This window comes from Micromonospora sp. DH13 (genome assembly GCF_020873825.1).
Lineage (GTDB): Bacteria > Actinomycetota > Actinomycetes > Mycobacteriales > Micromonosporaceae > Micromonospora > Micromonospora haikouensis.
On sequence record NZ_JAHWGR010000030.1, the window covers coordinates 87,903 to 105,910 of the forward strand.

The window sequence follows — 18,008 nt, forward strand, 5'->3', positions numbered from 1 at the left end:
ATGCGAGCAACCTTCACCCCGGAGCAGCGGGAGATCGGCGACACCGTCGCGGCCCTCGCGGCGGGGGAGAAAGTCCGGGCCCGCGACGCCCTGACGGGCCCGTGGCGCGCCCCGGCCTGCGACGGCCTGCTGCTGGGCGACTTCGGCCTCCTCGGGGTGCCCGAGGCCGCCGGCGGCCTCGGGTCGCACCTGATCGACCTGCTGGTCGCCGTCGAGGCGCTCGGCGAGCGGCTCGTGCCGAGCCGGTTCCCGGCGCACGCGGCGGCCGTCCAGCTGCTCTGCGGCGGCGACCGGCCCGACCCGCTGCCCGACGAGGTGCTCTCCGGCGGCCGGGTGCTCACCTGCGCCGTCGACGTGCCGGGCGGCTCCGGCTGGGCGGACGCGGTGTCGCCCGATCCGCTGGTGCGGACCCTGGTGCCGTACGCGGCGCAGGCCGACGGCCTCGCCGTCCTGGGCCCCGACGGGGTCTGGACCGCCGAGGCGGCCGGGGTCGCCGCGCGCGACTCCGTCGACCCGTCGGTGCCGCTGTCGGACGTCACCGTGGCCGCGCCCGGGCGCGTGTCGCCCGCCGGTGCGGGCGTGCGGCGCGCCGCGCTGGTGGTGGCCGCCGAGCTGTGCGGGGTCGCGCAGGGCGCGATCGACCTGGCCGCCGAGCAGGCCCGCACCCGCCGGCAGTTCGGGCGGGTGATCGGCTCGTTCCAGGGGGTCGCGTTCCAGCTCGCGGAGGCCGCCACGGCGCGCAAGGCCGCGTGGGACCTGACCCTGTACGCCGCCTGGGCGGTCGACACCGGCCGCCCCGACGCCGGGATCCAGGTGCACGCGGCGAAGGCCGCGGCCGGGCGCGCGGCGGTCTTCGCCGCCGAGCGGTGCATCCAGGTGCACGGCGGGATGGGCATCACGATGGAGGCGGACCCGCACCTGTTCCTGCGCCGGGCGCTCGTGCTCGACGCCCGGTTCGGGCGCGGCTCGTGGCACCGCCGTCGCGCCGGCGAGCTGCGGGTCGGCGCGCGCGCCGGCGCGGCGCCCGGCCGCACAGCAGCGGCCTGACCTGCGTAACCCTTGCAGGCCATCTACCACGGCAGTAACATACCGGCTGGTCGGAATAAACGAGGAGAGGCCGTGAAGTTCGGAATCATGAACCTGTTTCCGGTGAGCGATGGCACATCGGACCACCAGGTGCTGCGGGAGACCCTCGACGAGATCCAGCTGGCCGACGAGCTCGGCTTCGACTCGATCTGGCTGGCCGAGCACCACTTCTCCAAGTACGGCATCCTCGGCAGCCCGGTGAACTTCGGCATGGCCGTCGCCGAGCGGACCCGGCGGATCACCATCGGCACCGCCGTCCTCGTGCTGCCGCTGCACCACCCGCTGCGCCTGGCCGAGGACATCGCCGCCCTCGACGTGCTCAGCGGCGGCCGGGTCCGCATCGGCGTCGGCCGCGGCTACCAGCCCGCCGAGTTCGCCGGCTTCGGCATCCCCCTCGAGGAGTCCAAGCAGCGCTACCAGGAGACCCTGGAGATCCTGCGACTGGCGCTGTCGCAGGAGAACTTCTCCTACCACGGCCAGATCTTCCACTACGACAACGTCACGACCTACCCGCGCCCGCACACCCCCGGCGGCCCGCCGATCCTGCAGGGCACCGTCTCCCCGGACAGCTTCCGCGAGCGCGGCGCGGTCGGCGAGTCGATCATCACCTCCCCGAACTTCACGCCGTTGGGCATCATGCAGAAGAACTTCAGCCTCTACCGGCGGAGCATGCGGGAGAACGGGTTCGACATCGCCGACTACGAACTGCCGTTCATGCAGCAGGTCTGGTGCGGCGAGGGCGAGGAGGGCCTGCGGGAGGCCGCCCTGGCCGCGATGAACTACTACAAGTCGGTCGGCAAGGTCATCCCCGGCTCGGAGGAGGCCATCGAGCAGGAACGCTCCTACTACGCGGCCGTCGCGAAGAACATCGAGCTGTTGACCCTGGAGCAGACGCTGACCCACGGCGGCAACTTCGGCTCGGCGCAGCGGGTCATCGAGACCATCGAGATGCTGCGCGAACAGCTCGGCATCAACCACTACATCGGCTGGCTGCGGATCCCGTCGCTGGACCGCCGGGCCGCGCTGCGGTCGATGGAGGAGTTCGCCGAGAAGGTCATCCCGCACTTCCGCGCCCAGGAGAAGGCCGACGCCGCCCCGGTCGCCCCGCCCGTCACCGAGGCGGTCGTCGGGTGAGGATCAGCTGCTTCCTCAGCGCCCAGTTCGACCCGTCGGCCTCCGCCGTCGACGGCATCGACGGCGTGCTCGCCCAGGCCGCCGCCGCCGAGGCGGCCGGCTTCCACGCCGTCTACCTCGGCCACCACTACCTGGCCCGGTCGGCGTTCGTTCAGCCGATCCCGCTCGCCGGGTACCTCGCCCGCGCCACCTCGCGGGTCCGCATCGGCTTCGGGGTGCTGCTCGCGCCGCTGCTGAACCCGGTCGCGCTCGCCGAGGACCTCGCGTCCCTCGACGTGCTCTCGCGCGGCCGGCTGACCGTCGGCGTCGGCGCCGGCTACCGCAAGCGGGAGACCGCCGCCTTCGGCGTCGCCTGGGACGACCGGCTGCGCCGCCTGCGCGAGTACGTGCCGACGCTGCGGTCGCTGTGGAACGGCGAGACCGTCGATCTCGCCGGCAGCTGGGGCGAGGTCCCCGGCGCGTCCCTGGCGCTGCGCCCGGTGCAGCCCGGCGGCCCGCCGCTGTGGATCGGCGCGTTCGCCGAGCCCGCGATCCGCCGGGCCGCCCGGCTGGACGCCCCGTGGCTCATCGGCCCCAAGGGCAACGACGCCGAGCTGGCCCGCCTGCTCGGCATCTACCGCGCCGACCTCGCCGAGCGCGGCTTCGCCCTCGACCGGGAGTACCCGATGACCCGCGAGGCGTACCTCGGCGACAGCTACGCCGGCGCCGTCGCCGCCGTCCGTCCCCACCTGCAGCGCCAGTACGCGGGCTACAAGTCGTGGGACGACGCCCAGTCCCTCGACCTCGACCGCTACCTCGCCGAGGACTGCCTCGTCGGGTCGGCCGACGAGATCGTCGACAAGCTGCGCCGCTGGGAGACCGACCTCGGCATCACGGAGGTCTCCCTGCGCCACCAGTTCGTCGGCGCCGGCCAGGACGAGGCGATGGAGCAGCTCGCCCGCTTCGGCGCGGAGGTCATCGCGCGCGTCGACACCGCACCGACCGGACGGGAGGCGTCCCGATGAGCGCCGGCAACCTCGCCCGCATCCTCGACCGGCGCTGCGCCGACCGCCCCGACGTGCCCGGCCTGTACGGCGAGGACGGCCGGTCGTGGACGTTCGACCAGATCGACCTGCTCGCCGGCGGGGTCGCCGCCGCGCTGCGCGCCGAGGGCGTCGGCCCCGGCGACCGCGTCGCCTGCTACCTGACCAACGGCCCGGAGATCGTCTTCTTCCTCTTCGGCGCGTGGAAGATCGGCGCGGTCCCGGTCACCGTCAGCAGCCTCTACAACGCCGCCGAACTGGCCGAGTCGGTCGCGAAGACCGACCCGCGCCTGCTGCTCGTCGACGGCCGCCGCCCGGACGTGGTCGCCGAGTTCCTCGCCGCCGCCGGGGACGCGCCGCCGGTGCGTAGCGTCGCGGAGCCGCTCGCCGGGGCGTCGGCGCTGCCGTGGCGGCACGAGGCGCGGGTGCCGACGGTCGACGTCGCGCCCGAGGCCGAGGCGTGCATCCTGTTCACCGGCGGCACCACCACCGGGCGGCCGAAGGCGGTCAGCGTCACCCACGGCGGGACCCGCGAGTCGCTCGGGCGGCTGGCCCGGGTCAGCACCGGCACCGACGCCGAGGGCACCGCCGCGCCCGACGCCGCCCCCAACCTCATCGCCCTGCCGCTGTTCCACAGCGGCGGCCAGCACTCGCTGCTGTTCGCGTACTTCGTCGGGCGGGCCGCCGTGGTCTGGGAACGCTTCGGCGTCGACCGGCTCGCCGACCTGATGGACCGGTTCGCGTTCGACAACCTCTTCCTGCTGCCCACGATGGTCTTCGACATCGTGCACGCCGAGCGGGACCTGCCGTTTCACGGGGTCAAGTCCGTCCTCGTGGCCGGGCAGGCGATCTCCTGGCCGGTGCGGCGCGCCTTCGAGGAGCGCTACCGGGTGCCGATCCTGGTCAACTACGGCTCGACCGAGGCCGGGCACATCGCCGGCTGGACCGGCCGGGACATGAAGGCCGGCCGGTGGAAGCCCGGTTCGGCCGGCCGGGTCTACCCGGGCGTGGAGCTGGAGATCCGCGACGACGCGGGCGAGGCCCTGCCCACCGGCTCGTCGGGCGAGGTGGTCGTCCGGTCCGCGTTGACCCGGGGGTACGTCGACGACGCCGAGGCGTCCCGTGACCTGGTCCGCGACGGCTGGGTGCACACCGGCGACATCGGCTACGTCGACGCCGACGGCGTCCTGTTCCTCGTCGGCCGCAAGCGCGACATGATCAAGTGCGGCGGCTTCCAGGTGTGGCCCGAGGAGATCGAGGACGTGCTGCGCGAGCACCCGCTCGTGCGCGACGTGCGGGTGCTCGGCCGCCCCGACGACCGGCTGGGCGAGATCCCCGTGGCGCTCGTCGTGCGGGAGGCCGACGACGCGGTCACCGACGCCGACCTCGCCGACGCCGTCGTCGCGTACGCCCGGGACCGCCTCGCCCACTTCAAGACCCCCCGACGGGTCGAGTTCGTGCCCGCCCTGGAACGCAGCACCACCGGCAAGACCAGCCGCGCGGCGGCACCCGTGTCGCAGGGAGGGGGAAGCTGATGAGGTTCGGCATCATGGCGTCGCACCAGTACCCGCACGGCGACGACCTGCGCAGACACCTGGACGACCTGTTCGGCACCGTCGAGCTGGCCGCCGAGCTGGGCTACGACTCGGTGTGGACGATCAACCACTTCCAGTCCAACCTGGCCACGCCCCAGCCGATCTCCATGCTGGCCAGCCTCATCCCGCGCTCCGGCGACATGCTGCTCGGCACCGGCATCCTGCTGCTGCCGATGTTCCACCCGGTGCACGTCGCCGAGGAGTTCGCCACCCTCGACCACCTCTCCGGCGGGCGGGTGGTCCTCGGCGTCGGCGCCGGCTACCGCGACAACGAGTTCGCCGCGTTCGGCATCGACCCGGAGACCCGGTTCCGCCGCTTCGACGAGAGCCTGCGGCTCATCCGGGCCCTGTGGACCGGGCAGCCCGTCACCCACGAGGGCGAGTTCTACCCGCAGACCGACGCCACGATCGGGGTGCGCCCGCTGACCCCGGGCGGCCCGCCGATCTGGATCGGCGCGGGCGGCAAGAAGGCCGTCCGCCGGGCGGCCCGCCTCGGCGACGCCTGGTACGCGCCGGGCAACTCCCCGAGCCGCCGCTTCCTGCCCGAGCACCTGGCCGTCTACAACGAGGCCCTGGCCGAGTACGGCCGCGACCCGGCGACCGTGCAGCGGCCCGTCGGCGTCGAGCTGTACTGCGCGCCGACCACCGAGCGGGCCGTCGAGGAGGCGCTGCCCCACGCCCGCGTCGAGTACTCGACGTACGCCGAGTACCCGGCGCTGCGCTGGCAGCGGGACCGGTTCGACGAGCTGGTGCGCAACACCCTGCTGCTGGGCTCCCCGGAGTTCCTCGTCGAACGGATCTCCGCCCTGCGCGACCTGGGCTTCGACCACCTGATCTTCCGTCCCGGGTGGCTGGGCATGCCCACCGAGAAGCTGCGCGCCTCGCTGCGGCTGTTCGCCACCGAAGTGATCCCCGCCTTCCGCACCCCCGCCACCTAAGGAACCGCCGTGAAGAAGACCGAAGCCGAGCTTCTGGAACACCAGTGGGACGTCGAGAACATGGAGGTCGACCCCGAGGTCCTCGCGAAGTACGTCCGCTACGACGTCGACGAACAGCGGTCCGTCGCGACCATCACCTTCGACCGTCCCGAGCGGCTCAACGCCATCCCCGTCGCCGCGTTCGAGCGGGTCGGCGACCTGGTGCGGGAGGCCGAGACCGACGACCGGGTCAAGGTCATCGTGTTCAAGGGCGAGGGCGAGCACTTCGGCACCGGCGCGGACGCCGCCGAGCTGGGCCACTACATCGGCTACCGGACCGGCACCGACAAGGCGTCGCGGCGGCGGCCGGCGCAGCGGCAGCGCATCCTGCCCGACCGCAACGTGCTCAGCTCCGGCTTCACCCGCCCGATCATCGAGTCGCTGAAGGCGACCATCTGCCAGGTGCAGGGCTACTGCTACGGCGGCCACTTCCAGATCGCGCTGTCGGCCGACATCGTCATCGCCTCCCCGGACGCCCGGTTCACCCACCCCGCGTTCCGCTACCTCGGCCCCGCCCCGCAGGACATGTACCACTGGATCGAGAAGGTCGGCCTGACGACGATGAAGGACGTCATGCTGACCATGCGGGCCATCGGCGCCGAGGAGGGCGAGCGCAAGGGCCTGGTCACCAAGGTCGTCGAGCGCGACGAGCTGCAGAAGTGGGTCGACGACTACGCCGACGCGATCGCGGTCATGCCGCTGGACTCCCTGATGATGGGCAAGTCGATGATGCAGGTGGTCATGGAGGCCCGGGGCAAGGGCCTGGGCGCGATGACCGGCTGGGTCGGGCACGGCTGGGCCACCAACGTCAGCTTCGACGAGGGCGACTGGAACTTCCTCAAGGAACGCCGCGAGAAGGGCATCGCCCAGGCGCTGGCCGACCGGGACCGGCTGGTCGCGCCCTACTTCCGGCTCAGCGACACCCGGTCCCGGGAAGAGTAGGCGCGCGGCGTGAAGTTCGGCATCCTCCTCGACCACCAGTACGCCCCCGGCGACGACCTGGGCCGGCGCATCGGCGAGACCGTCGAGTACGTCCAGCACGTCCGCGACCTGGGCTACGACTCGGTGTTCGGCATCCACCACTACCTGTCGTCGCTGAGCACGCCGCAGCCGCTGCCGCTGCTGAGCCGGCTCGTGGACCACTCCGGGACCATGCAGCTCGGCACCGGCATCCTCATCCTGCCGCTGGGCCACCCGGTGCACTGGGCCGAGGAGATCGCGACCATCGACCAGATGTCCGGCGGCCGGTTCGTGCTGGGCATCGGCTCCGGCTACCGCGACGTCGAGTTCGCGTCGTTCGGCATCGACCGGCGCACCCGCGTGTCGCGGATGAACGAGGCCCTCGCGGTGATGCAGCGGCTGTGGACGGGGGAGACGGTCCACCACGAGGGCAAGCACTTCGCCCTCGACGGCGTACGCTGCAGCGTCCTGCCCGTGCAGCGCCCGCACCCGCCGGTGTGGGTCGGCGCGAACGGCCCGACGGGCATCGCCCGGATCGCCCGGCAGGGCCTGCCGTGGCTGGCCCCGTCGAACGTGCGCCGCAACTGGGCCGTCGGCAACCTGGCCGACTACCGGGAGCAGCGCCGGGCGGCCGGCTTCGACGAGGACGGCGCGGTGTTCCCGATCCACCGCGACCTGTGCGTCGCGGACTCGGCGGAGGCCGCCTTCGCGGTGGCCGGCGACGCGGTGCGCCGCTCCTACGGCGAGTACGTCCAGTACGGCATGGACTTCTTCGAGTCGCAGTGGGACGCGATCAAGGAGAAGGCGCTGTTCTTCGGCTCGCCCGACGACATCGCCGCGAAGATCCGCGACTTCGCCGACGCCGGCTACAACCACTTCGTCTTCCGCGCCCAGTGGCTCGGCCTGCCCATCGAGCGGTCCATCGAGATCGTCGAGCGGTTCGCCCGCGAGGTCATGCCGAGGTTCCGCCCATGAGGATCGGGCACGTGATCGTCCCCGCCGGGGACCTGGACGCCCAGCTCGCCTTCTACACCACCCTCGGCCTGACGGTGCGGTTCCGCGACGGCGACCGGTACGCCGCCGTCACCGACGGCACCGTCACCGTCGGCCTCGCCGACGCCACCCAGCAGCCCGTCGCCGGGCGGACCCTGCTCAGCGTGCAGGTCGACGACCTGGACGCCTGCCTGGCCGGGCTGGTGGCGGCCGGCGCCACGGCCGGGGCCCCGCAGGCCGGCCCGCACGAGCGGCGGGCGGTGGTCGTCGACCCCTGCGGCAACCCGCTCGTCGTCTACGAAAGGAACCCGGCATGACCGTCAGCGACGCGCTTCGCGGCCGTACCGTCGCCGTGCTCGGCGGCACCGGCCCGCAGGGGCGCGGCCTCGCCCGCCGCTTCGCCGCGGCCGGGCTCGACGTGGTGCTCGGCTCGCGGGACGCCGCGCGCGCGGAGAGCACCGCCGCGGCCCTGCCCGGCCGGGTCCGGGGCGCGGCGAACGCCGACGCGGCGGCGGCCGGCGACATCGTCGTGGTGGCCGTGCCGTGGGACGGCCACGCCGAGCTGCTCACCGAGCTGGCCCCGGCGCTGGCCGGGAAGGTCGTGGTCGACTGCGTCAACCCGCTGGGCTTCGACCGGCAGGGCGCGTACGCCCTCCCCGTCGCCGAGGGCTCGGCGGCCCAGCAGGCGGCGGCCATCCTCACCGGGTCGACCGTGGTCGGCGCGTTCCACCACGTCTCCGCCGTGCTCCTGGAGGATCCCGACCTCGACACGGTCGACACCGACGTGCTCGTGCTCGGCGACGACCGCGCGGCCACCGACCTCGTCCAGGACCTCGCCGCCGTCATCCCCGGGGTGCGTGGCGTCTACGGCGGGCGGCTGCGCAACGCCCACCAGGTGGAGGCGTTCACCGCCAACCTCATCTCGGTCAACCGCCGTTACAAGGCGCACGCCGGCCTGCGCGTCACCGACGTGTGACCGGGCCCGGCGCGGGTGAACTACTCGCGGTCGTAGCCGCTGAGGAGTTCGACGCCACGGAGCAGGGCGCAGTGGTCGAGAGCCGCCTCGCCACGGGCCACGGCGGACGCCACGAGCTGCGCGGCGACGGCCCCGAGGGGAATGGCGGCTCCGATGCTGCGCGCGGTGTCGGTGACGATGCCCATGTCCTTGTGGTGCAGGCCCATCGTGAAGCTGGGGGTGTAGTCGCGCCGCAGGAAGTTGGGCTTCTTACGGGCGAGGACGTTGGAGCCGGCGAGACCCCCGCCCAGGACGTCGAGAGCGGCTTCGAGGTCCACGCCCGACTTCTCGAGGAAGACCACCGCCTCCGCGCACGCCTGCATGTTGATCGCGAGGACCAGCTGGTTGGCGGCCTTCACCGTCTGGCCGAGACCGTGGGTGCCGCAGTACGTGACGGTCCTGCCGAGCGCCTCGAAGACGGGTTTTGCCTCCTCGAAGTCGCGGCTCTCCCCGCCGACCATGATCGACAGGATGCCCTCGATCGCTCCGGCCTCGCCGCCCGCGACCGGAGCGTCCAGGACCCGGATGCGCTGTTCGGCGGCGACGCCGGCCAGCTTCATCGAGCTTCGCGGGGCGATGGTCGACATGTCGATCAGCAGCGTGCCCGGCCGGGCGTTGGCCAGCACCCCGTCAGGGCCGTAGGCGATCGCCTCGACCTGTGGGGCGTCCGGGAGCATGGTGATCACCACATCCGCGTCGCGGACCGCCTCGCGCACCGACGTCGCGGTTCGGCCGCCTGCCGCGAGCAGCGGCCCGGTCCTGCCGGCGCTGCGGTTCCAGCCGTACACGGTGTGTCCGGCCTTGCACAGGTTGACAGCCATCGGGCTGCCCATGGTGCCGAGGCCGAGAAAGCCGATGGTCCGCACAGCGGAACTCCTTCGTGAGGGTGGGAAGGGAGGGCTCAGGGCAGGAGCAGTTGCTCCAGGTCTGCCGGTGGCTGGCGAGCCCACGACGAGTGCGGGACAGCGCAGGATGGGCCCCCTGTGGGCATGGGCGGGCCCCGGCGAGGGCTGCTCGCCGGGGCCCGGCGTTCCTGTCGAGCACCGCTGTCGCAGCGGTAGGCCGCACTCCTGGGCCAGCGTCCGGGCGGCCGCGCAGGAGGCGGAGCGCGTCGCGGAGCGTCGGCGTCGACAGCCGGAAGGCCCGGAACGCGACGTGTCGCGCTACCCGGCTCAGAAGTTGAGGTCCAGCGCCCTGACCTTGTCCCGTTCGCGGTGCGGGTGGCTGTCGGGGAAGACGAAGCAGCGGGTGTTCTTCAACCTGTCGTTCTCGACCTTGGCCGTGGAGAAGATCACCACCGGGACCCGCTCCCCGTTGTTGAGGAAGTCCGCCCGGAAGTCGATGATCGGCGCGTCCTCGCCCCAGCGGCCCAGGAAGTCCTCGACGACGTCCTGGTCGGCGTAGATGCGGCGGATGTGGTGCCCGACATAGGTGTCCGGCTGCTCGCTCGCCCCGACGATCGAGATGTCCTTCCAGTTCGCGTGGGCGACCGTGCCGTCCTCCTCGATCAGGTGGATAGCGACCGGGCAGTGGTCGTAGTACGCCCGGATGAACCGGACGGCCTCCGCGCCGACCGGCGCGTAGGAGTCGCTGGACCGGTCCACCTGGTTGATCCACACCTGTGCGGTGGAGGAGCCTTCACCCGGCGTGGGGGAGGGCGTCGGATGGGTGGTGACCGGCCGTAGAGCCCAGAAGCCGTAGGTCCTGCCGTCGACCTCGCCGAAGCCGACGTTGGCGTATCCGGAGGCGAAGTCGGGGTTTGCGAAGCGGGCTTCCCGGTTCTCCACCGGCGTCCCGGCCGCCAGCAGGGCGGCGTAGTCGTCGATTCCCAGCGCGGCGGCGAGCTGGGTGCCGGCTGTGGCCGTGCCTCCCAGAAGTTCTGCGGCGGCCTTGTTGGCCAGCACAACGGCGTCGTCGGCGTCGGTGACCAGCATGCCGGGGGAGGCCCAGTTGAACAGGTCGAGCAGCTGCTCCGAGGAGGGGTAGGTCGACATGGCTGCCTGTCCGCCTTTCCTGTGGTTTACAGAACCTTGCGGCTGTAGTTGAAGACCTGACCGGTGGGTCCGTTCGACGGGAACTCGGCAATGGTCACGATCCACTCCGCCACCGTGCGCGGAGACTTGAGCCAGTCCGTGCCGAATCCCGCGTTGATGGCGCGGATGATCTGGTCGTTCACCTCGCCGTCCAGCCCGGCCATCGTCATGGCGGTCGCCACGGGTCCGGGACGTACCTCGTTCGCCACGACTCCGTCGTCGGCGAACTCGACCGAGCACGCTCGCATCAGGGTGGTCATCGCGGCCTTGCTGGCCGCGTACGCCCAGCGTTCGGGCTTGTAGCCATTGGCCAGGCTCGCCCCGACGAACGTCAGTGAGCCGCCGCCGCCCTGCCTGAGCAGCGGCGCCGTCTCCTGCACGAGGTGCAGCGCCGTGCGGACGTTGGTCTCGTATGCGTCGCTCGCCACCTGCCACCCGACCTTGACGAGGTCGGCCGGGTCCGGTGAGGCGCCGGCGTTGAGCACCACGGCCCCGACCCCGTCCGCGGTGACGTCGGCCACGGAGGCGAGTGCGGCCCGCAGGGCCTCCCGGTCACGCAGGTCGGCGACGCTGTCGACGTAGCCGCTCTCGTTCGCGAGGACGGGGTTGCCGCGCCGGGACAGACCGACGACGGTGTACGCCCGACGCAGGAACTCCGCCGCCACGGCCGCGCCGATCCCGGACGACGTTCCCGAGACCACCGCCACCCGGGAGCCTTCCGCTGCCATCAGGCAGCCTGGAAGACGGCCGCATCGATGGCCTTGAGCGTGCGCATCGACTCGACGGTGATCACGCCCGGATCCAGCTTCCGGCCGTGCAGGCGCTCGATCTCGATCACCATCTGGACGAACTGGAGGCTGGTCACCGCCCCGGACTGGATCAGGTCGGTGTCGTCCTGGATGTCGAACGGCTCCTCGTGCAGGCTGTCGAGCCACTTGCGCAGCGACACGATCTTGCTTTCCACTGTGCCCTCTTTCCTATCGCGCCCTGAATTCAACGGAGAAGTTCGTGGGGTGGGAGAACGACTGGCTCTCCATGCCGAGGCGGTCGCGGGTGATGACCACGTCCGAGCAGCGCTCGATGATCTCCTCGATGAGCAGCGAGAACTCCGTCTTCGCGAGCCCGGCTCCCGGGCAGGCGTGCGCTCCCACCGCAAAGGGAACCGAGCCCTTCGTGCTCCTGCCGGTCTGGAACCGGTCGGGGTGGTCGAAGACCCGCGGGTCACGGTTGGCGCCCGCGATCGAGGCCAGCACCGCCGAGTGCCGCGGCACTTCCACGCCCCGGATGGTCAGGTCCGCACTGGCGAACCGGACGACCGTCTGCACGGGTGGGTAGAGCCTCAGGACCTCTTCGATGTAGTCGTCCCGGGCCCGGTCGTCGCGCAGCTCGTCCAGACCGAACACACCACGTCCCATGCAGTACACGAGCGAGGTGATGAACGCGCTGCTCGTCTCGGTGCCCGCCAGGAAGAACAGCAGCGCCGTCGACCGCACCTCGCTGTCGGTCAGCAGGATGCCCTTGCGGTCCCGGGTCCGCTCGATCGTCTCCAGCAGGGACTGCCCGCCGGCGGCCCCTGCCGCCCGCTGCTCCTCGATCAGCCGCAGCAGCTCGGCGACGTTGGCGTGGGTCTCGTCGGTCTCCTCGGTGGGATAGTCCAGCAGCCGCGCCAGCGGGCGGGTCAGCTCGTGGAACCGGTCGGCCAGGGAGACGTCGATGCCGAGGATCGTGCACACGATGCCGTACGGCACCCGGTGCGCGAACCTGTTGTAGAAGTCGTTGGTCTCGACGCCGGTGATGCTGCCGACCAGCTCCCGGACGAGTCCGGGCATCAGCGACCTCTTGTACTCCGCGATGCGTCCGGCCGACAGGATCGGTGCGAGGAGGGCACGGAACGCCCGGTGGCTGGGCCCGTCGGCGTCGAGCACGTTGGGGCCGAAGGCACGCGCGCTGGCCTTCAGCGGGTGTTCGGCCACGATCGCGGGGTGGGCGAGTGCCTCCTGCACGGCCGCGTTGCCCGTCACCGCGAACAGCCCCTCGTCGAGCCGGTGGACGTCGGCCCCGCTCGGCAGGCTCCGGAACCAGTACGGCTGTGCCATAAGGTGCGTCGGAGACGCCCTGGTCGCTACTCCGGGCATGTCACGTACCCCCCGATACCCAGGCCGGTGATACCGGCCAGCAGCCGCATCGCCGCCAGCCATTCGGCGTTGGTCAGTCCCATGGAGCCGGGTTCCGTGTAGAAGGCGGTGAGCGACCCCTTTCTGCCGTCGGGCCCGTGGATCCTGCAGCGGAAAATCGTCTTCCCGCGTAAGCCATTGGAAGGCGCGGGCGGGACGGCCCCGGCTCCGGCGGTTTCGTCCGAGTCGTCGGCGCCGAGGGTCAGGCTCCCGAAGGCGATGGCAATTTCCGGAGTGAGGTTCCGCCGAACGAGTTCGAAGGTGAGCCTCAAACGTTCTTCGGGACGGTGCTGTGTCGCATAGCGGTCGAGGAGGGCATTCGCCGCCTCCTGGACCCGTTCGATCCGACGTTTGCTCTGGATGGATTCGAGCGCGACGGAGAACTTCTCCTCCGTGTGGTTCTTCGTGCTCAAGTCTTGATTCCTTTCCTGTGCACAGGATTCGGCACTCGTGGTTCGGGAATCCGGGCCGGCGCTCAGGGGCTGTAGCCGAAGCGCGCCGAGAGCTCCTTCTTGTCTATCTTGGTGTTCTCGAGAAGTGGCAGCGAGGAGACGAAGTGCACCTTGGCGGGCACCATGTAGATCGGCAGCGTTTCCCTGAGGCGGCCTTGCAGTTCCAGTTCGGTGACACCCTCTTCGGGCCTCTCGGCGAACAGGACGATGCGCGGCGTTCCGTTACGGTCGGGGATGGGAAGGGCGACCGATCGCACGTTCCCCAGCGTGCGGACTGCCGACTCTATTTCCGCCGGTTCGATTCGATGCCCGGCGATCTTGATCTGGGAGTCCTTGCGGCCGATGAAGTGCAGGACGCCCGACTCGTCCCGCCAGCCCTGATCGCCGGTCAGATAGACCCTGGTCCTGGTGCCCTCGACCGTGACGTGCCGGAAGGCGGAGGCGGTCTGGTCGGGTGCGTCCAGATAGCCGAGGGCGAGGCCTGTCCCGGCGATGGCGACCTCGCCCGGCTCACCCGGCGGCACCGGAGCGCCGTCACGGACGACGTGCAGCCTCGTGCCCGGCACGGGAAGTCCGGCCGGGATGCCGGACGCCCTGCCCGTGTCGTCTCCGGTGATGCGGTGGACGGTGGCGAACACGCAGGACTCGACGGGGCCGTAGCCGTTGTACAGCTCGATGCCCGGGTAGGTGTCGAGAAGCTTCCGGCAGGTCGCCGGGGGTGGCTTGTCTCCGCCCAGGAGCACGGCACGCAGACCGTCCAGGCAGTCGATGCCGCCGCCCGCGATCACGTCGAAGAGCGACGGGGTGAGGAAGAGATGGGTGGCGCCCAGGTCCCGGACGTAGGTGCGGATCGCGGGCGGCAGGAGGAGGTCGTCCTCGTGCACGACGGCGGTTCCGCCGCTGAGCAGCATCCCCCACAGTTCCAGGGTGAAGGCGTCCCAGGCGACCGCCGCTGCGTGGATCATGACCGGGTGCGCGCCGAGGTCCAGGAAGGCGCTCGGGGTGAACAGTCTCGTGGTGGCCCGGTGCGGAGACAACACCGCCTTGGGAGCGCCGGTGCTCCCTGACGTCCAGAAGAGGGTCGAGCAGGCGTCCGGCGGCACCCTGGGCAGGTCGACCGGCAGTGCGGGCGGGGCGGCCCGCCCCAGGGCCTCGAAGGTGAGGTGGTCGAGCCGCGCCTCGTCGAGGCGAGCGGAGCCCGCGGCGTCTGCCAGCACGACCGGCGGTCGCATGTCGTGCAGCAACCGGGTGACGCGGGGAAGCGGCCACCTCACGTCCAGGATTCCGTACGCGCCGCCGGCCATGAGTATGCCGAGCAGCGTGGCGGCCAGGTCGGGTGACCTGCGGGCCACGACGGGGACGAACCTGCCGGGTCGTACGCCGTGGCCGATCAGGTGGTGAGCGATCCGCCGGGCTCCGGCCGCGAGTTCCGCGTAGGTGACCGCTCGTTCGGTGGTGACGACGGCACTGCGGTCGGGGAATTCCTGGGCGACCTGCCCGAATCTGTCGTGGATTGTTATTCCTGAAGGTGCCCTGCCGTACCTGTTGCTGCGCACGATCGATCCCCAGTCGGCGTGGTCGCTGACAATCGGTGAGTCATTCCGGGGGGTTCTGGTCGAATATCATCGACGACGGGACGACCGAACCCGGCACGAGGTCGAGGCGCGGGGGAGCGGAGAACTCCAGGAGAACGGCACCCTCCTTGCCGACGAAAGTGGCCGTGTGTCGCTTGCGGGAAGGGATGTAGGCTACGTCGCCGGCGTTGAGCTCGTATTCCGTCCCTTCGCAGACGAAGCGGATGGACCCTTCGGTCACCACGACCCACTGCTCGTTCTCGTGCCAGTGGGGCGGGAGGTTCAGGTCTCCGGACTGGTCGGCGACCACCTTGAGGCAGGACATCTCCTGACCGAAGACGAAGCGCCGCGACAGCGCGATCCCTTCCGCTTTGAGTTCCTCGTGGTCAGACCAGTTGATCTTCATTGGATTTCTCCTTCTTGGCGCACAGGTTCGACCGTGCAGGTCCTTTTGGGTCTGCCTGGACAATGTCTGGGAGGAGCTGTTTCCGGGCCAGCCAAGACGCTACGTAGTGGCGTGATTACTTTCAATGGCCATCTCATATTCCGGGCGCGCGCCCTAAGGGTTGGTCGATTATTCGCTATTGCGAAGCGGATGTGATCTCTATTGTCCGCTGTTGATATTTCCCGCCTCCACCAGGTCCGCAGGCGGCGTGTCGGACGAGCCCGCGACGCGGTCGGGAAGACGGAGCGCCAGCACGACCGGGACCGTGAACACGAGGAGCGCCGCGTAGAAGGCGGCGCGTAGCCCGCTCGCATCGGCCAACCACCCGAACGCGGGGGAGCACAGGCCGCCCGCCGCCATGGCCAGCCCCAGGGTCAGCCCGCTTGCCGTGCCGGGGCGGTTGGGCAGGTAGTCCTGCGCGAGGGTGACCTGCGCGGCGAACGGCACGAACATGGCGGCGCCGAACAGCGTGGAGCTCAGCGCGAGGACCGGAAACGCCGGGGCCCAGGCCACGCCGAACAGTGCGGGAAGCGCTGCCAGATAGCCGACCCGGACCGAGGTCATCCTGCCGTGCCGGTCGCCGATCCAGCCGCCCAGCAGGGTCCCCACGGCCCCGGCTGCGGTGTAGCAGGTGAGCACGACGGCACCCGCCGTCCCGGACTCGCCCAGATCGCGCTGCGCATGCAGGGACACCAGCGAGGTGACGGTGACGAAGGGGATGGACCACCCGATGACGACGGCTACCAGGCGGCCGAAGGAGCGCCAGTCGTCGGCTCGTCGGGCGCCGTCCGCCCCCGACTTCGCCGAGGTGCCGGTCACCAGCGGGGGTGCCTCGGTGTAGCCGCGCCATCGCATCCATGGCCCCTTGAGGGCCCAGGAGACCGCCATGGCCAGGGCGGGGACCGCCAACAGGTAGCTCCCGTCGAATCCCGCCGACCCGATCACGAGGGTGACCAGTGACGGCGCGACGGCCCCGCCGATCGTCCCGCCGACGGAGAAGATGCTCATGGCCCGCTGCGAGGAGCCCCCGGCGGCACGGGCCTGACTCGTCGCGGGCGGGTGGTAGGCCGCGATGCCGATCCCCGCCAGCGCGACACAGAGCCAGGTGACGACATAGTCCCCCGACAGGCCGGCCGCGACCACCCCCAGGGCGGCGGTGACGAACCCGGCCGGCACCAGCCAGCTGCGCGGCCTGCGATCGGACAGGACGCCGAACAGCGGCTGGAACAGGCTGGAGACGCCGCTCGCCGCGAACGCCAGGCCGGAGACGGCGGCGTAACTGTAGTGCCGTTCGGCCATCAGGAACGGCAGCATCGCGGGGATCGCACCTTGGTACAGGTCGTTGACCGCGTGGGTGCCGGTCAGGAAGCCAAGTTGTCCTTTTTTTTTCATGGAAAAGTGTGTTCCGTTCCCTAGTGAAGACGTGAAATCGCTCAGCTACTCAGGTCCTCTGAGGTGTTACCTTAGCCAGTGTCGCGGAGCACGGGAAGGTCCTCCAACATTCATGGGTGACGATCTCGCCGTCCGTGCCGCGCGACCTTCGCCCGCCGCCGCCCCGGCAGGGCCCGCCGCCGGACCGGCGGTTGACCCGCGGCCCCGGTGCCGCCAGCGGGGCCTCCCCAGCCCTTGAGGCATTCACGTTAAGGAGCTGCTGATGAGCGTCAAGACAGGTGTCCGGGTGTCAGGGGGACTCGTCGCACTCGAGGAGGAGCCGACCCGGCTCGCCGAGACGTTGGACCGCATCTGCACCCAGTGGGCCAGGGGATCGGGGGCCGTCGCGCTGACCGTTCCGCCGCTGCTGCCGGTCAGCGACCTCGCCGCCCTCGACGTCTACCGGAACTTCCCCCAACTCGCCCTCGTCTCCTCGGCCCTGGACGTCGCTGTCGCGGGGGCCGACCAGATCGAGCAGGAGGCCGTCTCGGGAGAGTTCGGCCCCGGTGCGTTGGCCGCGGCGGGTCTCGCGCTGCCGTCCAGCGCCTGTTACGGGGTGTACCTCCACTACCGCGACCGGCAGGTGCCCGAGGGCGGAGAGCTGGTGTCCCTGCTGGGGCAGTGCTTCCGCAACGAGGACCACTTCGACGGGCTCCGCCGCCTCAAGGCGTTCCGGATGCGCGAGGTCGTGGCGCTGGGAACTCCGGAACAGGTCAGGGCCCACCTCGATCACTCGGAGCGGTTCCTGAACACGCTGGCCGGTGAGATCGGTCTGCCACTGCACCGCCGCGCGGCCTCCGACCCCTTCTACGACCAGTCCGGCGGGCGGGTCACCTTCCAGCAGCTCGTCCCGGTCAAGCACGAGTACGTCTATCAGGACATGGCGATAGCCTCCGTGAACATCCACCACAGGTTCTTCGGTGAGCGGTGCTCCATCTCGTTGACTGGCGGTGGCCCGGTCTCCACCAGCTGCGTCGGCTTCGGCATCGAGCGGTGGCTACATGCTCTGGCGGACCACTTCGACGGGGACTGGGATCGAGCCCAGGATGCCGTCGAGAGGGCGGAGAAGTCGCTGGCCTGAGGTGCGGGTCGCGGGGGGGGCAGCCGGGGTGGCGGG

Annotated in this window: 19 protein-coding genes; 10 read left to right on the top strand and 9 right to left on the bottom strand. The window is 71.0% G+C overall.

What is annotated here, in order from left to right; translation table 11 throughout:
- The 9 genes from LPA42_RS25110 (at position 1) to npdG (ending at position 8,743) form a co-directional block, all read left to right on the top strand.
- Positions 1 to 1,047: an acyl-CoA dehydrogenase gene (locus tag LPA42_RS25110; protein ID WP_077937434.1), complete on the top strand. Its 1,047-nt coding sequence runs from the start codon at positions 1 to 3 to the stop codon at positions 1,045 to 1,047.
- A gap of 87 nt (positions 1,048 to 1,134) precedes the next feature.
- Positions 1,135 to 2,220: an LLM class flavin-dependent oxidoreductase gene (locus LPA42_RS25115; RefSeq protein ID WP_255378729.1), complete on the top strand. Its 1,086-nt coding sequence runs from the start codon at positions 1,135 to 1,137 to the stop codon at positions 2,218 to 2,220.
- Positions 2,217 to 3,224, top strand: a complete 1,008-nt coding sequence (locus LPA42_RS25120; protein ID WP_158229411.1) for an LLM class flavin-dependent oxidoreductase — start codon at positions 2,217 to 2,219, stop codon at positions 3,222 to 3,224. The genes LPA42_RS25115 and LPA42_RS25120 overlap by 4 nt, the downstream gene beginning before the upstream one ends.
- Complete coding sequence (locus tag LPA42_RS25125; protein WP_077937437.1) at positions 3,221 to 4,777, top strand: class I adenylate-forming enzyme family protein; 1,557 nt, start codon at positions 3,221 to 3,223, stop codon at positions 4,775 to 4,777. Before LPA42_RS25120 ends, LPA42_RS25125 begins: the two co-directional genes overlap by 4 nt.
- Positions 4,777 to 5,775, top strand: a complete 999-nt coding sequence (locus LPA42_RS25130; protein WP_052503750.1) for an LLM class flavin-dependent oxidoreductase — start codon at positions 4,777 to 4,779, stop codon at positions 5,773 to 5,775. The genes LPA42_RS25125 and LPA42_RS25130 overlap by 1 nt, the downstream gene beginning before the upstream one ends.
- A gap of 9 nt (positions 5,776 to 5,784) precedes the next feature.
- Positions 5,785 to 6,756 (top strand): enoyl-CoA hydratase/isomerase family protein, encoded by a 972-nt coding sequence (locus tag LPA42_RS25135; protein WP_077937438.1) that lies wholly within the window; start codon positions 5,785 to 5,787, stop codon positions 6,754 to 6,756.
- Positions 6,757 to 6,765: 9 nt separating this feature from the next.
- Positions 6,766 to 7,749: an LLM class flavin-dependent oxidoreductase gene (locus tag LPA42_RS25140; protein WP_077937439.1), complete on the top strand. Its 984-nt coding sequence runs from the start codon at positions 6,766 to 6,768 to the stop codon at positions 7,747 to 7,749.
- Positions 7,746 to 8,084 carry a VOC family protein gene (locus LPA42_RS25145; protein WP_077937440.1) on the top strand — a complete coding sequence of 113 codons (339 nt, stop codon included), beginning with the start codon at positions 7,746 to 7,748 and terminating at the stop codon, positions 8,082 to 8,084. The genes LPA42_RS25140 and LPA42_RS25145 overlap by 4 nt, the downstream gene beginning before the upstream one ends.
- Positions 8,081 to 8,743, top strand: coding sequence for an NADPH-dependent F420 reductase (gene npdG / locus LPA42_RS25150; RefSeq protein ID WP_077937441.1), 663 nt, complete (start codon positions 8,081 to 8,083; stop codon positions 8,741 to 8,743). The genes LPA42_RS25145 and npdG overlap by 4 nt, the downstream gene beginning before the upstream one ends.
- A gap of 20 nt (positions 8,744 to 8,763) precedes the next feature.
- Here the strand turns inward: npdG and LPA42_RS25155 are convergent, their stop codons facing one another.
- From LPA42_RS25155 to LPA42_RS25195, 9 genes are all read right to left on the bottom strand, one after another.
- Positions 8,764 to 9,648 (bottom strand): 2-hydroxy-3-oxopropionate reductase, encoded by an 885-nt coding sequence (locus tag LPA42_RS25155; protein ID WP_198956530.1) that lies wholly within the window; start codon positions 9,646 to 9,648, stop codon positions 8,764 to 8,766.
- Positions 9,649 to 9,954: 306 nt separating this feature from the next.
- Positions 9,955 to 10,776, bottom strand: a complete 822-nt coding sequence (locus tag LPA42_RS25160) for a PAS domain-containing protein (RefSeq protein WP_077937442.1) — start codon at positions 10,774 to 10,776, stop codon at positions 9,955 to 9,957.
- Between the two features lie 26 nt (positions 10,777 to 10,802).
- Positions 10,803 to 11,543, bottom strand: coding sequence for an SDR family NAD(P)-dependent oxidoreductase (locus LPA42_RS25165; protein ID WP_077937443.1), 741 nt, complete (start codon positions 11,541 to 11,543; stop codon positions 10,803 to 10,805).
- Positions 11,543 to 11,779, bottom strand: coding sequence for an acyl carrier protein (locus LPA42_RS25170; RefSeq protein ID WP_074478902.1), 237 nt, complete (start codon positions 11,777 to 11,779; stop codon positions 11,543 to 11,545). The genes LPA42_RS25165 and LPA42_RS25170 overlap by 1 nt, the downstream gene beginning before the upstream one ends.
- Positions 11,780 to 11,792: 13 nt before the next feature.
- A complete protein-coding gene (locus LPA42_RS25175; protein WP_144082624.1) occupies positions 11,793 to 12,911 on the bottom strand; it encodes a cytochrome P450 in 1,119 nt (372 codons plus the stop codon).
- Between the two features lie 26 nt (positions 12,912 to 12,937).
- Positions 12,938 to 13,402 (bottom strand): hypothetical protein, encoded by a 465-nt coding sequence (locus tag LPA42_RS25180; RefSeq protein ID WP_077937445.1) that lies wholly within the window; start codon positions 13,400 to 13,402, stop codon positions 12,938 to 12,940.
- A gap of 62 nt (positions 13,403 to 13,464) precedes the next feature.
- The gene (locus LPA42_RS25185) at positions 13,465 to 14,997 is read right to left on the bottom strand and encodes an amino acid adenylation domain-containing protein (protein WP_158229412.1); all 1,533 of its coding nucleotides are present in this window, start codon (positions 14,995 to 14,997) and stop codon (positions 13,465 to 13,467) included.
- 40 nt (positions 14,998 to 15,037) lie between these two features.
- Positions 15,038 to 15,421, bottom strand: coding sequence for a cupin domain-containing protein (locus tag LPA42_RS25190; RefSeq protein WP_077937447.1), 384 nt, complete (start codon positions 15,419 to 15,421; stop codon positions 15,038 to 15,040).
- A gap of 198 nt (positions 15,422 to 15,619) precedes the next feature.
- Positions 15,620 to 16,852: an MFS transporter gene (locus LPA42_RS25195; RefSeq protein WP_077937448.1), complete on the bottom strand. Its 1,233-nt coding sequence runs from the start codon at positions 16,850 to 16,852 to the stop codon at positions 15,620 to 15,622.
- Between the two features lie 262 nt (positions 16,853 to 17,114).
- Between LPA42_RS25195 and LPA42_RS25200 the strand changes: the two genes are divergently transcribed.
- Positions 17,115 to 17,972, top strand: a complete 858-nt coding sequence (locus LPA42_RS25200; protein ID WP_077937449.1) for a hypothetical protein — start codon at positions 17,115 to 17,117, stop codon at positions 17,970 to 17,972.
- Positions 17,973 to 18,008: the final 36 nt, after the last annotated feature.

What these genes read in the sequence shown, in the direction of transcription:
- LPA42_RS25110 (WP_077937434.1), top strand. Translation starts at nt 1, where the DNA reads ATGCGAGCAACCTTCACCCCGGAGCAGCGGGAGATCGGCGACACCGTC.
- LPA42_RS25115 (WP_255378729.1), top strand. Translation starts at nt 1,135, where the DNA reads ATGAACCTGTTTCCGGTGAGCGATGGCACATCGGACCACCAGGTGCTG.
- LPA42_RS25125 (WP_077937437.1), top strand. Translation starts at nt 3,221, where the DNA reads ATGAGCGCCGGCAACCTCGCCCGCATCCTCGACCGGCGCTGCGCCGAC.
- LPA42_RS25130 (WP_052503750.1), top strand. Translation starts at nt 4,777, where the DNA reads ATGAGGTTCGGCATCATGGCGTCGCACCAGTACCCGCACGGCGACGAC.
- LPA42_RS25145 (WP_077937440.1), top strand. Translation starts at nt 7,746, where the DNA reads ATGAGGATCGGGCACGTGATCGTCCCCGCCGGGGACCTGGACGCCCAG.
- npdG (WP_077937441.1), top strand. Translation starts at nt 8,081, where the DNA reads ATGACCGTCAGCGACGCGCTTCGCGGCCGTACCGTCGCCGTGCTCGGC.
- LPA42_RS25160 (WP_077937442.1), bottom strand. Translation starts at nt 10,776, where the DNA reads ATGTCGACCTACCCCTCCTCGGAGCAGCTGCTCGACCTGTTCAACTGG.
- LPA42_RS25165 (WP_077937443.1), bottom strand. Translation starts at nt 11,543, where the DNA reads ATGGCAGCGGAAGGCTCCCGGGTGGCGGTGGTCTCGGGAACGTCGTCC.
- LPA42_RS25175 (WP_144082624.1), bottom strand. Translation starts at nt 12,911, where the DNA reads ATGGCACAGCCGTACTGGTTCCGGAGCCTGCCGAGCGGGGCCGACGTC.
- LPA42_RS25190 (WP_077937447.1), bottom strand. Translation starts at nt 15,421, where the DNA reads ATGAAGATCAACTGGTCTGACCACGAGGAACTCAAAGCGGAAGGGATC.
- LPA42_RS25195 (WP_077937448.1), bottom strand. Translation starts at nt 16,852, where the DNA reads ATGAAAAAAAAAGGACAACTTGGCTTCCTGACCGGCACCCACGCGGTC.
- LPA42_RS25200 (WP_077937449.1), top strand. Translation starts at nt 17,115, where the DNA reads ATGAGCGTCAAGACAGGTGTCCGGGTGTCAGGGGGACTCGTCGCACTC.